This is a genomic window from Bacillus sp. FSL K6-2971 (assembly GCF_038006405.1).
GTDB classification, from domain to species: domain Bacteria; phylum Bacillota; class Bacilli; order Bacillales; family Bacillaceae; genus Bacillus; species Bacillus pumilus.
The window spans coordinates 3,456,257-3,471,056 of the sequence record NZ_JBBOVD010000001.1 but is presented as its reverse complement, the minus strand read 5'-3'; the positions used below and the strand labels follow the sequence as shown (position 1 = coordinate 3,471,056).

The window sequence follows — 14,800 nt, the reverse complement described above, 5'->3', positions numbered from 1 at the left end:
TTCGTTTTACTATATGTATCATTCACTTTTAAAACTGTTCATTTAATGGTTGTCTAATTATGCTATAATTAATAATTATTCTCAATTAAAGGTGGTTTCGCAAGTGAAAAAAATGATATGGTTGATCAGTTTGATGGCATTATTGTTAGTGGCATGCGGGCAGAAAGAGAATAAAGAGCAAGCAGCAAGTACACGTACATATACAACTGAAACGGGTGAAAAGATCACCATTCCTGCCAAGCCAAAGCGAGTTGTTGTTTTAACGGCGCAGCTTGGAAGTTTCCAAAAGCTTGGTGTGACACCAGTTGGGATGACGGATGTTTATCCTAAATCATCCTTTTTAGATGAAACAGGTGTGAAGCGGGTGCCTATCGAAAATGTGGAGGCGATTGCAAAGCTGAAGCCTGATTTGATTATTGCTTATTCTCAAAATGCACAGGTTGAAAAATATAAAAAGATTGCCAAAACGATCACATTCACGACAAGTGAACACAGCTTCAAAGAGATGCATATTGAAATCGGAAAGATTCTTGGAAAAGAAGCGTTAGCAAAAAAACAAATAAAAGAAATGGATGAGCAGTTAAAGAAAGACGGAGAAGAAGTCAAAGCAAAAATAGGTGATGACAAGACGTTCTCCATTATGGATGTCCAGCCAAAGCAAGTATACTTATTTGGTACTGATTTTGGCCGCGGCGGGGAAGTTATCTATCAAGGCTATGGATTCAGCCTGCCTGCAAAAGCAGAAAAGGCACTTCCAAAGGAAGGCTATCTTGGCATTTCGTTAGAAGAGATGAACCAGTATACAGGTGACTATTTACTTGTCCCCACAAAGGATGGAAAAGCGCCAAACCTAGATATCACGGGCAGCGGTGTATGGAAAAAGAATCGAGCGGTGAAGCAGGGACATGTTCTTTATTATTCAATCAATGAATTTATCTATGCAGATCCGATCTCAATTGAAAAACAGTCTGCTGCGTTTAAACAAATGCTGCTCAAAAAATAATAGAAAAAGGACAAAGCACTTAACTTGGGGCTTTGTCTTTTTTCTTCTAGTCATCTCTTAAAATACTGGTCATAAGACTCATTTCTTCCCTTTACAGGCGTATTTGTTGAGCCCGCTGGCTGTATATGATTAACATGGAAGAGAATTGACAATGAGGAGGGATTTCTTGTGGCAAAGATTTTATTGATTACATTTCCCGCTGAAGGGCATGTGAATCCTATGTTAGGGATCATCAAAGCATGGGCGGATCGAGGAGATGAAGTGCATGCGGTCACAACTGTACATTATGAGGAACGAATCAAACGCTTAGGCGCTCACGTACATAAACATCCAGACTATATTCGGACATTACACGTGGATGAAGGAAATCTCGATTCCATGCAGCCATTCTTTCATGCCATGTTGCAAACATCATTTGATATTTTAGAGGTGGTAGAAACACTTTCTCAGCAGCATTCATTTGATTTTGTCTATTTTGATATGTTTGGGGCAGGGGAGCTTGTTCGAGATTATTTACAAATTCGAGGAATCGGTTCAAACCCATCTTTTGTGCTGCAAGAGGCGCATTTTGATACACCGCTATACAGAAAGGATGAGAAAGCCGATCATCTGTTAGAAAGCATACAAGAGCGTTTTGGCGTTCAGCCAACGCGTTTGATGCAATTCATGAAAAATCGCGGAGAACTGAATATCGTGTATACAAGTGAATATTTTCAGCCGTCTGTCGATGCAGTGAACGACTCATTTGTTTTCATTGGACCGAGCTTTCTAAAAAGGGCAGATCAGCATGATTTCCCGCTGGAAGCACTTGAGCAAGAAAAAGTCGTCTTTATTTCGATGGGCACCGTTCTTGGGGATACAGAAGCATTTTTTAATATGTGTATTGATGCATTTGCCGACTTTGATGGAAAAGTGGTGCTCGCAACAGGTGAAAAAGTGGATCGGTCTCTCTTGAAAGAAGCACCTTCTCATTTTCTGATCGAGCCTTATGTGCCACAGCTTGAAGTACTTGAGCTGACAGATGTGTTTGTGACGCATGGCGGAATGAACAGTGTCAATGAAGGCATTCATTATCACGTTCCGATGGTTGTCATTCCGGTCGACAAAGATCAGCCGATGGTCGCACAAAGACTGACCGAGCTATCTGCTGCCCGTGCACTTGATAAAGACCAACTGACAGCAAAGCAGCTAAGAGAAACCGTGGAATCTGTTCTGGGAAGTAACACATACCGTGCTGGAATCGAAAAAATTGAAGAAAGCTTCCAAACAGCAGGCGGAACAGATAAAGCATTGCGGACGATTGATCAATGGATGCAGACGAAACAGACTCAATCATGAGTCTGTCAGCGTGTAGGCAAACCCTCGTATTTGGTGTCTGACGTGCATGAAAGTGGAATTGCTCTGCTTTGGTACCAGTCCTTCCAAGACTTCAAAGGTTTTCTATTACGCTGAAATGAATGGACTCACCTGTGCCATTTCAGCTTGACAAAAAATAACCAATCTTTTATTGTAAACGTAACAAACGACGGAAGGGTGACCCAATGCAATGAAGTACTAATCCTATGACCTGTAAGCAAAATGAAAAAACGAAGGCAGTGAGCAAACGATTGGTTTGCCATGTTTGCTGCGTTTTCATTTTTTAGCTTCGGAATAGGATGGTACAGCTTGGGAATCAAAGAATGAGGAGATTGATACGGGGATGTGTGTGTTCAAATAGGAACGGCACGTCATCCGAGATTGATCCGCTTATTTTTGTACACCATTTTGCCTCCTATTCTGAGAATGGGAGGCTTTTTCATGTCTCCTGATACGAAAGGAGTGGGTTGGATGTTAGTAAAAGCCAATCAGTTAAAGGTGTTTCGAAAAGATCGATTGTTATTTGATATTGAGGAACTTACCATCCATCAAAGTGACCGCATTGGACTTGTCGGGGCAAATGGCAGCGGGAAAACGACGTTATTGCATGTGCTCGCGGGACAAGAGACACCAGACAGTGGCACGTTTGCTGCCACAACGACCTGCACACTGCTTCCTCAGCTAAAACAAGCGGATGGCATACAGAGTGGTGGTGAGATGACCCAGGCTTATATTGAAAGCGCGTTAAACCGTCCTTCTGCCCTTTTATTAGCAGATGAACCAACGACTCATTTAGATACAGAGCACATTGAGTGGCTGGAAGAGAAGCTTCACAATTATCAAGGAGCCCTCATTGTCGTTTCACATGATCGTGCTTTTTTAGATGCGGTATGTACGGAGATTTGGGAGCTGGATCATGGACGGCTCAATCAATACAAAGGCAACTACACGCAATTTGCACATCAAAAAGAGCTGGCGCATCGTCAGCAGGTGGAAGCGTACGAAGCTTATACCCAAAAGAAAAAACAGTTAGAGCATGCGCTAGAAAAGAAAAAGAAAAAAGCCGACAAAGCTACAAAGCCATCCCAAAAGCTGAAATCCTCAGGGCCAAAAATTGCAAAGCCCTACTATGCAAATAAACAAAAAAAGCTGCAAAAAACAGCCAAATCGATTGAAACAAGGATGGAGAAATTAGAAAAGATTGAGAAAGTAAAAGACATTCAGCCCATTCAAATGACGCAGCATACAATGAAGGAAGTAGCGAGCCGTACCATTTTGCGAGTGAAAAATGTAGATGGCAAGGCGGGCGATCAATTGCTTTGGAAACAGGCGAATGTGGAAGTGAGAGGCGGGGACAAGGTCGCCATCATTGGCAATAATGGGAGCGGGAAAACGACATTTCTCCGAATGTTGGTAAATGGACATCTCGGAGTTTCTCGCTCAGAAGCTGTCAAGATCGGCTATTTTCGTCAAGATCTTTCAGGATTAAAGGTAGATGAATCGATTTTACAAAATGCGCTGAAAGAGGCAGTTCAAGATGAGACAGTGGTACGAACGGTTTTAGCGAGACTTGGATTTCGAGGAGATGACGTTCATAAACCTGTTGGGGTGTTAAGCGGGGGAGAACGGGTGAAGACTATGCTGGCGTCCCTGCTTGTCAGCGATGCCAATGTTCTCATGCTGGATGAACCGACGAACTTTCTAGATCTGGCGGCAGTTGAAGCGCTTGAAGGTCTATTGAAGGATTACCCGGGTACTGTTGTGTTCGTTTCCCATGATCGTAGACTGATTGAGAAGGTGGCGACTCGCATTTTCCATGTTCATGAAAAGCGTATTGAAGCATTTGATGGCACATATGAAGCGTATAAACAAAAAGGCGACAAACCAGCTGTTACCCAAAGAGAAGAGGAGCTTCTGTTAATTGATTTACAGCTGTCTGAAGTGCTCAGCCGGTTAAGTATTGAGCCATCTCAGGAGCTGGAGGAGACATTTCAAGTATTATTGAAACAAAAGAAATCTTTGGAGTCATAAAGAAAACCCCTGTGTTTATTGCACAGGGGCTTGTTCAAGTCGTTCTTTTTTTAATTGATCAAGTTCACTGACTGTGACGAGCTGATAGCCTTGTTTGGTGAGTTCATGAATGATCTTCACTGCTGCTTGAGCTGAGCTGTCATAAATATCGTGCATCAACACCGTTCTCCCATCTGCTGCATGTGAAAGAACGTGGTTTGTGATCTGCTGGCTGTTGCGAATTTTCCAATCCTCAGGATCAACATCCCATAAAGAGACCTTCATCCCAACTGCTTGATTGATGTCTTGATTTGTCCCACCATATGGCGGTCTAAAGTGCGTAGGTGTATACCCGCTCGCTTTCTCAATCAGCTTCTGAGTGTCCTTCACTTGTTTCACCGCCTCCTTTAAAGGCAGTCTTGTTAATAAAGGATGATTGTAAGAATGGTTTCCGATTTCATTTCCGCCTTTTAGAATATCGGCAAGCATATTAGGATAATACTGCACCCTGCTGCCTAATACGAAAAAGGTCGCATGTCCTTTATTTTCCTTCAGTGCTTCTAAAATCTTTGAGGTGGTCGCTGGATTCGGACCATCATCAAATGTGAGGGCGATGGCTTTTTTATTTGGATCAAGCTTTGATTTTTGCGGCAGCTTGACGGCTTTTCTTTTCGGATTTGGTTCTTTCATTTCATTTTGATTTTTGGTTTTATTCATATATTCTGGCTTCATTATATCTTTCAGCAGCGTCTTTTTAATCGCAAGTGTTTGGGGACCAAGATCTTCGCCGGCTACTTGAGATGCTGGGAAATAAAATTCTACATATTTCTCTTTCAAGGCAAATTGACTGAAGTTTTGAGCAGTAGGGGCTGTTCCTTTCTGAAGGAGCGTCTGATCCTTAGATAAGGTTTTGTCCTTTTGAAGCTCCGAATATGTAATGTAGGATAATTTCTTCAAAAAGTTGGTTTTAGGTAGAAATAAATCTTTTGTGTCAAGAAAGGTTTTTTTCTGAAAATCATAGTTGATCGTGAGATGATTGGTGATCCCATTTTGCTGACCTGTATAGGTATAAGTCGTAAAGCGAATAGCAGCCGACTGCTTCGCATAATGCACCATATCATAATCAATATTCAGTTCAAAGCGTTTGTTTTCATCGACGTCCTTGGCTTCACTAAACGTCTTTTTGAAATGCTCTAAAGCTGAATTGGCGTAGCTTTGAATCTTGTCATCTAGCTCTTTTTGATGAAAAAGAGGATAGTTGACTGCATATCTCATAAATTTCCCGTCATTTACGAGAGTGACGATTTCGACGTTTTTATAGTTCGTATCCTGCTTTACATTTTTCTTCTCGGTACCACTTGCTTGTTGATTCTGAAAGAAAGCAACGACTCCAATGACGATCGCAAGTGCAAATAGGCCGATACTCCATTTTCCCTTTAATGACACAACGTTCAAATCTCCTCTCAAGACGGGTCATTCTTTATCAGTTTGACATCTGTTTGTAATATTTTTATAACATTTGACTTACTTTTGTCATTTTAGAGGATATTCAGGCGGAATGTCAACTATTTTCCTATTAAACTATGAGAAAAAATGATAGATCATTTCAAACGAGCAAAGACTGTCATCTGCATACCTTCATTAATTAAAAAATAAGGTGTACATTGATTTTTGAGAGGCAGGCAGATATAATTTTGATGATTATGATTCTCATTTTCAAACAGACTTTTAATGAAGAAAAGGATGACACCGATTTTGCAGGATAAGCGAACACCTCAACAAAAACGATCATCATATATTCTGTTCTTTTTGATATTTTTTCTCGCCGTCCTTAGTTTGGCGGCTGCCATGTTTTTGGCTGTGTCATATGGTGCCAAAACATTGTCTCTGCAAACGGTTTGGACAGCTGTATTTGACTATCAGTCAGATGTCACAGAGCAGCAGATCATCCATGAATTAAGACTTCCTCGTGTTTTAGGAGCAGCTCTTGTTGGAGCGGCATTTGCCGTAGCGGGTGCGCTCATGCAGGGGATTACAAGAAACCCGCTGGCCGATGCGGGGATTTTAGGCATCAATGGCGGTGCGATGTTCGTGGTCGCTCTTTGTTTTGCTTTTTTCCCAGGAATCCCTTATTCGGCACTTATGTTGTTTTCCTTTATTGGTGCAGTGCTCAGTACGCTGCTGATCTTTGCGATTGGTGCGGCTGGTGGCGTTTTGACACCACTGCGCTTAACAGTAGCAGGAGCCGTTGTGGCTGCATTGCTTCATGCACTTAGCTCTGGAATCGCGATTTATTTTGACTTAAGTCAGGACCTTGCGTTTTGGTATGCAGGCGGAGTGGCAGGTGTGAAATGGCCGCAGCTGACAATTCTTGCCCCGGTCATTCTCGTAGTGATCGTATGGGCGATGCTATTAGGACGGTCACTGTCGCTACTGTCGCTTGGTGAAGATGTAGCGGCAAATTTAGGGGTGAAAACGCGACAAGTGCGAATACTAGGAATGGTAGCTGCTGTATTATTAGCAGGGGTTTCTGTATCAGCAGTCGGCTCCATTGGGTTTGTCGGTCTTGTCATCCCACATATCGCACGAAAGCTGGTTGGTGTAAACTATCGTTTCGTCATTCCGATGTCAGCGATATTAGGCGCGGTACTGCTTGTCTTTGCTGACCTTGCCAGCCGCACCGTTAATCCGCCGCGAGAGCTTGCCATTGGCGTGATGGTGGCACTTGTCGGTGTTCCTTTCTTCTTGTATATTGCCAGAAAAGAAGGGAGGAACCTGTCATGAGAGAGAAACAGCGGGCTCTTGTTGTGACAGTCGTTTTGTTTTGTTTAAGTGTGGCCGTTGTGCTGTATAGCTTAAATACCGGTACGCTGAAACTAAATCCTCTTGTAGTCGTCAAAACGTTATTCGGCTTTGGAGATTTTCAAAGTGAAACGGTGCTGTTTGACTATCGTCTGCCTCGAATCGTGGTAACGATGCTAGCTGGAATTGGTCTTGGTATTGCGGGAGGCATTTTGCAAAGTCTATCTCGTAACCCGCTGGCCGATCCAGGGATTATTGGACTGAATGCAGGCGCTGCATTTGGCTTAATCGTATTTGTGACGTATTTCCACGCACTAGAAGGCAATCCCTCTCTTCTTATTCCGCTCTTTACATTTGGCGGAGGGCTTCTTGCGGCAGCGGTCATCGTGCTTCTGGCGTATGACCGGCAGGAAGGGCTCGTTCCCATCCGGCTGATCCTAGTAGGAATTGCAGTTGCCGCGGGATTCAGTGCTTTGACGTTATTTTTGTCATTGAAGCTAGATGAAGATACATACACATTTGCTTCAAGATGGCTTGTCGGCAATGTCTGGGGGAGAGACTGGATTCATGTGTTAGCGCTTCTGCCTTGGATTGTATGCCTTGTACCGCTTACGCTGATGCAGTCAAGCACGCTCAATGCGTTGACATTAGGAGATGCTGTCGCCTCAAGTGTAGGTGTACGTGTTCAGCGTCAGCGTCTCCTTTTGCTGACCTTAGCTGTTGGTTTGGCGAGTGCAAGTGTTTCGATGACAGGCGGTATTGGTTTTATTGGACTTGTCGCTCCGCATTTGGCAAGGCGGCTTGTCGGCTCACTCCATCAATATTTTTTACCAGTTAGTGCGCTGATTGGCTTGTTGATTTTGGTCAGTGCCGATACAATTGGACGTTCCATCTTTGCCCCAAATGCCATACCAGCGGGTGTCGTTGTGGCTTTTATCGGCGCTCCTTATTTTCTCTATTTATTAGCAAAAACGAAATAAACAAGAAAGAGGAACTCATCATGAAAAAATTACTTGTGCTTGGTTTAACGCTCTGTTTTATCTTGCTTGCTGCTTGTGGTCAACAGGAAACAAAGAATACAACAACTCAAAATGATCATGGAACACCGAAAATTGCTTCCTTGTCTATTCATTTAACGAATGACTTATTAGCACTCGGTATCAAGCCAGCAGGCTCTGTTGTAGGAGGGGATTTAAAAGATTTCCTTCCACATGCGAAGAAGCAGCTGAGTGGTACGAAGAAGCTGGGCATCGCAGTCGATCCTGATATGGAGTCGCTGCTTGCATTACAACCAGATGTTATTTACGTTGATGAAGAACTAGCTGGACAAGATTTATCGAAATATAAGAAAATCGCCAAAACGGAAGTGTTTGATTTAAATAACGGCACTTGGCGTGATCATTTGAAAAAAATCGGCAAGCTCGTCAATAAAGAGAAAGAAGCCGATCAATATATTCAGGATTACAATCAAGAAGCAAAAGAAGTCAAATCGCTCATCAAACAAAAGATTGGAAACGGAAAAGTAATGGCGATCCGTGTGACGGCAAAGGAGCTTCGAGTATTTAGCATGAAGCGCCCAATGGGTCCAATTTTGTACAAGGATTTAGGCCTCACACCTGTCGATGGGGTGAAGAAACTGGACAGCAAACGGCCATTTGAAGTGATTTCTCAAGAGGTTCTTCCTGACTATGATGCAGATGCTATCTTTGTCGTCGTGAACCGTGATGATAAAGCGCAGCAGGCATTCAAGCAATTAGAAAAGACGCCGATTTGGAAGGGTCTAAAAGCTGTGAAGAACAATCAAGTCTATCCGATTGCCGATCAGCCATGGCTCGATTACTCAGCACTAGGCAATAAAATGGCTTTGGATGAAGCGAAAGAGATGTTTTCTACATCAAAATAAGATGAAATCAGGCATCATTCCTTATATAGGCATGATGTCTCTTTTTTTGATCCGGTCTTCTATTCTTTCGGTTTTTGCATACATATGAGAGAGAACGAGCCTTACCGGCCGTGAAGCGGAAGAAAGGGAGGGGTTACAGTTGGAAGTTCAAAAAATTAGTGCAGGTACAATCGCAAGGCTTGTGCTGCTTTTGCTCGCACTTGTCAACAGTGCGCTAACCGCTGCGGGAAAAAGCCCAATTCCTATTGATGAAGAAGGTATTCAGCAATTCATCACGTTAGCCTTTCTTGGAATTACATCTCTCTGGGCTTATTGGAAAAACAATGATATAACGAAAAAAGCACGAACAAAAAAAGCAGAATAAGAGGAAAAAGAGCCTTTTCATGATAAAAGGCTCTTTTTCAGCGAAGCGTCAAACGCTTCTCCCCGCAATTTGACTCTTCCTGAAAGGCTTACGCCCGTCGTTCTCCCATGTTGGCGAGGAATGCTTTTACTTCCTCAATGCTTAAGCCGATAGCTTTCGCCTCACTCATCAGACGCTTCCACTCTGTTATATTCGAATCCGTCAACTTTCTATGAGTGACATGTAACGTCTTTTCTTCCTGCTTCTTTCGGTACGTTTGGAGCAGCTGATAGAGTTCTTCTTTTGGCATGCCGGATTGGACGGCATTGACGATATGCTCCCGCCATTCGTGTTCACCACTCTCAGAGTCATGAAACATCAACGTCTCTGCATCAAATAGCTCTTGTAAATCAATCTCTAGCGAAGAGGATACCTTTTTTAAAAACTGGACAGATGGATTTCTGTGGACACCACGCTCAATCTTACTCAAATACGATTTAGAAACATGGGCATCTTCAGCCAACTGCTGAATGGAGTATCCTTTCCTCTTTCGGTAAATGCGTATCACCTTTCCTATCATTCGATCATCCCTTCTCCCTGGCGAATCGTACTGCGACCTTTTCGTTCATTATAAGAAATAAATTGTTCTTTATAAAATTCAAAAACGTAAGAATTAGGAAGTAAACAAAAGAAAACGAACGATTTCGTTCTTTAAAAAGAACTATAAGACCTATTATGACATTTTTCTTTGCGGGTATTATCTTTTATAATCCAATCATTAACAAAAAGAAACCATATATAACCTTTTTATGATGAAATCGGGAGGTATCTATGAATGAGATTATAGGTTTTAAGCAGCTGTTTTCTGTCATTAAAGAGAAAATGGCCCTTCTGATCCTGATTGTCCTGATCGTAACGGGCATTTCAGCCTACTATCAGTTCTATGTCTCGACTCCTGTATATCAGGCAACCACTCAAATTCTTGTTCATAAACGCAGCAATGACGCACAAGCGAACTTAAACGATATTCAGATGAACCTTCAATATACACGTACCTTTCAAGTTTTATTAAAAAGTCCGATCGTCATTGAAAAAGTAAAAGAAACACTCAACCTTACAGAATCAGCTGAAGGATTAAAACACAAAATTGCCACAAGTACAGAAAATGAGTCTGAGGTCATCAATATTTCTGTACAAGATGAGGATCGCGCAAAGGCAGTTGCCATTGCGAATACTGCAACAGAGGTGTTGCAAGAAGAAATCAAAAAAACCATGAATATGGATCGCATTAATGTTTTGTCTGAAGCCAAGCTGTCCAATACGATTCTTATGAATTCAAGAAAATTCGTTCATATCGTACTGGCACTAGGCGCCTCTTTATTAGGGGGGGTAACACTCATTTTCTTAATGAACCTACTCGATGATACTGTAAAACGAACACATCAAATAAGAGAAGAGATCGGATTGCCGTCGCTCGGCAGCGTCTATCGGATGCAGACAGACAGGAGGGCAAAAAAAGACAAGCAGTCCGTCATAACGGGAGGACAGAACATTGATCTTTAAAAGAAAGAAAAGAGAAAAGAGAGATTTATCCTGTATTTCTGTATTAGATCCTCACTCTGTCATAGCAGAACAATTTCGTACGATCCGAACGAACATCGAATTCACATCAATCCAAACAAGGCTGAAATCCATATTGGTGACATCCTCCTTGCCGAAGGAAGGGAAATCATTTACGGCTGCAAATCTAGCAGCTGTTTTTGCACAGCAGAAAAAGCGGGTGCTGCTAATGGATGCTGATTTGCGAAATCCGGTTGTTCATGAATATTTTGACCTGAGTCATCACACGGGCTTGACCAATGTGCTATTAAATAATTGCAGCTTGGAGGAAGCTATTTTACCCACACCTATTGAACATTTAGAGCTGCTTCCGAGTGGAACCATTCCGCCGAATCCAGCTGAGTTGCTCTCCTCACCTGTCATGAAGCAACTTTTTTATGAAATTGAACAGCAATATGACATGGTGATTGTTGATTCTGCGCCGCTTCTGCCAGTAGCCGATGCAAAGATCCTGGCGAACCGGACAGATGGAAGCATTCTTGTTGTCTTAAGCGGCAAAACCAAGATAGCTGCGGTGAAGAAATCAAAAGAAGTGTTAGACGGGACAACAGGTAAACTGCTTGGGGCTATGCTAAATGGCAAGAAAGAGAAAAAGGGAAGGCTGTATATGTATTAACAAGATTGATAGGTGATGTCTCCTAATCTTTAACAATGGAGGCACTCGATCCTGCTGTGGGCATGACCAATGCCTTAGATGCTCGTCATCAATAGTGGGATGTGAGGACGGGTTTGATGCCCATTTTACGTAAGAATAGTGATGCTTTAAAAAGGGGGAGGAGCGTTGACTTACGCCCAAAGATTATCAATCATCGTGGCACTAGATTCATATCTCATCTTAGTGGCTGTCTTTTTTGGTTTTCAATTTGTCCAAGAAGCGGCGTTAACTGTTTATACATTTGAAATGCTCGTCATTTCTTCGCTCAGTCTACTCATTGGGCACCATTTGTTTTCGTATATTTTTCACGTGTACAAGCAAGTATGGGCTTATACAGGGGTAAGAGAGCTATTTTCTTTAATGAAGACCTTTGTATGTTCTTTTTTATTTTCAATGGCAATGCTGTACCTCTTCGTGCAGACATGGCCCTTCCGTTTTTTATTCATCGTATGGCTTTTTCACGTATTATTCATCGGCTCATCTCGAATGGCGTCCCGGCTATTTCATGATGGGGCAAAGCGGCTGCAGGTAGAAAAGGAGCGGGCATTAATCATTGGCGCCGGATCAGCTGGGACGATCATCGTTCGTCAGCTACAGCAATCGAGTGATGTACATATTGAACCAGTCGCCTTCATAGATGATAACAAGACGAAGCATAAGCTTGAAATCATGGGACTGCCTGTTCTAGGGGGAAAAGAACAGATTCAAACAGCTGTTGTGATGATGGATATTCAAAAGATCATCATCGCCATTCCGTCCAAAAGCAGCCATACCTTAAAAGGGCTTTATAAAGAATGCGTAGCGACTGGGGTTAAAACGCAGATCATGCCGGAGATGGAGCAGATTTTAAAAGGAACCCATGCGCTGAATCAATTACGAGATGTACAGCCAGAGGATTTATTAGGTAGAGAACCAATTCAATTAGATTCAAGCCGTCTATCTGTCCATTTAAAGGGGAAAACCATCATGGTCACAGGGGCAGGCGGATCGATTGGATCAGAAATCTGTCGTCAAATTTGTGTGTTTGCTCCTCAAGCGATAGTGCTTGTGGGACATGGAGAATTTAGCATTCATTCTATTTTACTAGAGCTGAAAGAAATGTATGGGGATACCATCAGTCTCTATCCGCAAATTGCGGATATCCAAGATAAACAGAAAATGAGTGAAATCGTTGGTCAGTTTCAGCCGGATATGATTTATCATGCTGCGGCACATAAGCACGTCCCGCTCATGGAGATCAGTCCAAAAGAAGCAGTGAAAAACAATATTATCGGGACAAAAAATGTCGCAGAAGCTGCACATGAGCATGGCATTGAAACATTCGTCCTCATTTCCTCTGACAAAGCGGTCAATCCTGCCAATGTGATGGGCGCCACAAAGCGATTTGCTGAAATGCTGATCATGCAAATGGGGGCAAGCAGTGACACAAAATTTGTCGCGGTTCGGTTTGGAAATGTACTCGGAAGCAGGGGAAGCGTCATCCCAATTTTTAAGAAACAGATCGAACAAGGCGGTCCGGTCACGGTCACACACCCAGCCATGACAAGATATTTTATGACCATTCCAGAAGCATCAAGACTTGTTATTCAGGCGGGTGCCTTGGCGGAAGGAAGACAGATTTTCGTATTAGATATGGGGGAGCCAGTGAAAATTGTTGACCTCGCAGAAAACCTCATTCACCTCTCAGGTTACACCACAGACCAGATTCCGATTACGTTCACAGGCATTCGTCCTGGGGAGAAAATGTATGAGGAACTACTCAACCAGCATGAAAAAGCACAGGAACAAATTTTCCCGAAAATTCATATCGGCCATGCGCTGGACGGGGACCCATATGTGCTGAACCGCTTTATCCATGAATTTGACATGATGAGTGAAGAGCAAATGAGAGAAGCATTGTTTGTTGCCATCGAATCGGATGATTTGTTGTCTGAACAGATGAAAAGAGAGGGGGAAGCGCTTGCTGATGAAGAAAAAAGTCTTGTTTTGCGCAACGGTTGATTATCATTTTAAGGCATTTCACCTTCCGTATTTCCGGTGGTTTCAGGAACAAGGATGGGAAGTGCATACAGCGGCAAATGGTCAGCTGGAGCTTCCCTATGTGGATCAAGCGCACTCGATTCCGATTCAGCGATCTCCTTTTCATGTGCACAACCGGTTTGCGTATGTGGAGCTGAAGAAGCTGTTAGCGAAAGAGCACTACGACTTCATCCATTGCCACACACCAATGGGAAGTGTGATTGGCAGACTTGCAGCCAAAAGCGCGCGCAAAAAAGGGACGAAGGTTCTTTACACAGCACATGGCTTTCACTTTTGGCAAGGAGCGCCGCTTCAAAACTGGCTGCTCTATTATCCGATTGAGCGGTGGCTCGCCCGCCATACAGACGCTCTGATCACCATTAATGGAGAGGATTTTAAAAGAGCAGATCATCTATCAAAAGAGCGGACATCTGTTTATTATGTTCCTGGTATGGGTGTGGATATGAAACGATTTGCACCAGTTAATGAAAAAGAGAAGCAGCGTCTTCGTACAGTCCATGGCTTTTCTTCAGAAGATTTTATTGTGCTGTGTGCTGGCGAATTAAATGCGAATAAAAACCAAGGAATGCTCATCAAAGCATGTGCCCAGCTATATAGGAAAATACCAAATGTGAAGATCGTGTTTGCCGGGGAAGGGGCAAGGAGGCCGATGTATGAAAAGCTGGTTCACGAACTCCATCTTGAAAAGCATGTCCACTTTGCTGGTTTTTACAAACAAATTGAGGAATGGATGCATTTGAGTGATGTATGTGTGTCGACTAGTTTAAGAGAAGGGCTCGGCATGAATCTGCTTGAAGCGATGTCTGCGGAAAAGCCGGTCATTGCAACAGAGAATAGAGGGCACTGTGAGCTGATCAGACATGGCGTGAATGGTTTTTTAGTCAAACCGCATGATGTGAATGATTTGGCTGAATATTTGCACCAGCTTTATCACAAAAGAGATCAGCTGCCCCTCATGGGAAAAGCGGGGCGCTCCTTAGCCCATGCATTTGCACAGGAGCAGACGGTGAGTGCTATGGAAGAAATTTATACAACTTACATGGATCAAGCAGAGAAGGTGATGTGAGC

13 protein-coding genes are annotated in these 14,800 nt (G+C 43.0%); 11 read left to right on the top strand and 2 right to left on the bottom strand.

The window, feature by feature from the left end; all coding sequences use genetic code 11:
• Positions 1–112 precede the first annotated feature (112 nt).
• The 3 genes from MHI33_RS18575 (at position 113) to abc-f (ending at position 4,390) form a co-directional block, all read left to right on the top strand.
• The gene (locus MHI33_RS18575) at positions 113–1,003 is read left to right on the top strand and encodes an ABC transporter substrate-binding protein (RefSeq protein ID WP_268453913.1); all 891 of its coding nucleotides are present in this window, start codon (positions 113–115) and stop codon (positions 1,001–1,003) included.
• A gap of 168 nt (positions 1,004–1,171) precedes the next feature.
• On the top strand, positions 1,172–2,341 hold the full coding sequence (locus MHI33_RS18570) for a macrolide family glycosyltransferase (RefSeq protein ID WP_268506832.1): 1,170 nt from the start codon (positions 1,172–1,174) through the stop codon (positions 2,339–2,341).
• A gap of 489 nt (positions 2,342–2,830) precedes the next feature.
• A complete protein-coding gene (gene abc-f / locus MHI33_RS18565; protein WP_340913872.1) occupies positions 2,831–4,390 on the top strand; it encodes a ribosomal protection-like ABC-F family protein in 1,560 nt (519 codons plus the stop codon).
• A 15-nt stretch (positions 4,391–4,405) separates the two neighbouring features.
• Here the strand turns inward: abc-f and MHI33_RS18560 are convergent, their stop codons facing one another.
• Positions 4,406–5,815, bottom strand: a complete 1,410-nt coding sequence (locus MHI33_RS18560) for a polysaccharide deacetylase family protein (RefSeq protein ID WP_340913062.1) — start codon at positions 5,813–5,815, stop codon at positions 4,406–4,408.
• A gap of 309 nt (positions 5,816–6,124) precedes the next feature.
• On the opposite strand from MHI33_RS18560, the gene MHI33_RS18555 reads away from it, so the two are divergent.
• The 4 genes from MHI33_RS18555 (at position 6,125) to MHI33_RS18540 (ending at position 9,438) form a co-directional block, all read left to right on the top strand.
• Positions 6,125–7,153, top strand: coding sequence for a FecCD family ABC transporter permease (locus MHI33_RS18555; RefSeq protein WP_181462028.1), 1,029 nt, complete (start codon positions 6,125–6,127; stop codon positions 7,151–7,153).
• On the top strand, positions 7,150–8,151 hold the full coding sequence (locus MHI33_RS18550; RefSeq protein ID WP_065097981.1) for a FecCD family ABC transporter permease: 1,002 nt from the start codon (positions 7,150–7,152) through the stop codon (positions 8,149–8,151). Before MHI33_RS18555 ends, MHI33_RS18550 begins: the two co-directional genes overlap by 4 nt.
• Positions 8,152–8,168: 17 nt before the next feature.
• Positions 8,169–9,074 (top strand): iron-hydroxamate ABC transporter substrate-binding protein, encoded by a 906-nt coding sequence (locus MHI33_RS18545; protein WP_340913871.1) that lies wholly within the window; start codon positions 8,169–8,171, stop codon positions 9,072–9,074.
• Between the two features lie 139 nt (positions 9,075–9,213).
• Positions 9,214–9,438 (top strand): phage holin, encoded by a 225-nt coding sequence (locus MHI33_RS18540; RefSeq protein WP_012011330.1) that lies wholly within the window; start codon positions 9,214–9,216, stop codon positions 9,436–9,438.
• Between the two features lie 88 nt (positions 9,439–9,526).
• On the opposite strand, the gene slrR is transcribed toward MHI33_RS18540, so the two are convergent.
• Positions 9,527–9,997 carry an HTH-type transcriptional regulator SlrR gene (gene slrR, locus MHI33_RS18535; protein WP_106067304.1) on the bottom strand — a complete coding sequence of 157 codons (471 nt, stop codon included), beginning with the start codon at positions 9,995–9,997 and terminating at the stop codon, positions 9,527–9,529.
• A gap of 251 nt (positions 9,998–10,248) precedes the next feature.
• Here slrR and MHI33_RS18530 point away from each other — a divergent pair, with 251 nt between their 5' ends.
• The 4 genes from MHI33_RS18530 to MHI33_RS18515 all read left to right on the top strand — a co-directional run bounded on the left by MHI33_RS18530 (position 10,249) and on the right by MHI33_RS18515 (position 14,798).
• Positions 10,249–10,980, top strand: coding sequence for a YveK family protein (locus MHI33_RS18530; protein ID WP_065097983.1), 732 nt, complete (start codon positions 10,249–10,251; stop codon positions 10,978–10,980).
• A complete protein-coding gene (locus tag MHI33_RS18525) occupies positions 10,970–11,653 on the top strand; it encodes a CpsD/CapB family tyrosine-protein kinase (protein ID WP_065097984.1) in 684 nt (227 codons plus the stop codon). The genes MHI33_RS18530 and MHI33_RS18525 overlap by 11 nt, the downstream gene beginning before the upstream one ends.
• Before the next feature lie 165 nt (positions 11,654–11,818).
• Complete coding sequence (locus tag MHI33_RS18520) at positions 11,819–13,693, top strand: polysaccharide biosynthesis protein (RefSeq protein ID WP_106067303.1); 1,875 nt, start codon at positions 11,819–11,821, stop codon at positions 13,691–13,693.
• Positions 13,659–14,798, top strand: coding sequence for a glycosyltransferase family 4 protein (locus tag MHI33_RS18515; RefSeq protein WP_185107823.1), 1,140 nt, complete (start codon positions 13,659–13,661; stop codon positions 14,796–14,798). The genes MHI33_RS18520 and MHI33_RS18515 overlap by 35 nt, the downstream gene beginning before the upstream one ends.
• The last annotated feature ends 2 nt before the right edge of the window (positions 14,799–14,800 follow it).

What these genes read in the sequence shown, in the direction of transcription:
- MHI33_RS18575 (WP_268453913.1), top strand. Translation starts at nt 113, where the DNA reads ATGATATGGTTGATCAGTTTGATGGCATTATTGTTAGTGGCATGCGGG.
- abc-f (WP_340913872.1), top strand. Translation starts at nt 2,831, where the DNA reads ATGTTAGTAAAAGCCAATCAGTTAAAGGTGTTTCGAAAAGATCGATTG.
- MHI33_RS18550 (WP_065097981.1), top strand. Translation starts at nt 7,150, where the DNA reads ATGAGAGAGAAACAGCGGGCTCTTGTTGTGACAGTCGTTTTGTTTTGT.
- slrR (WP_106067304.1), bottom strand. Translation starts at nt 9,997, where the DNA reads ATGATAGGAAAGGTGATACGCATTTACCGAAAGAGGAAAGGATACTCC.
- MHI33_RS18530 (WP_065097983.1), top strand. Translation starts at nt 10,249, where the DNA reads ATGAATGAGATTATAGGTTTTAAGCAGCTGTTTTCTGTCATTAAAGAG.
- MHI33_RS18515 (WP_185107823.1), top strand. Translation starts at nt 13,659, where the DNA reads ATGAAGAAAAAAGTCTTGTTTTGCGCAACGGTTGATTATCATTTTAAG.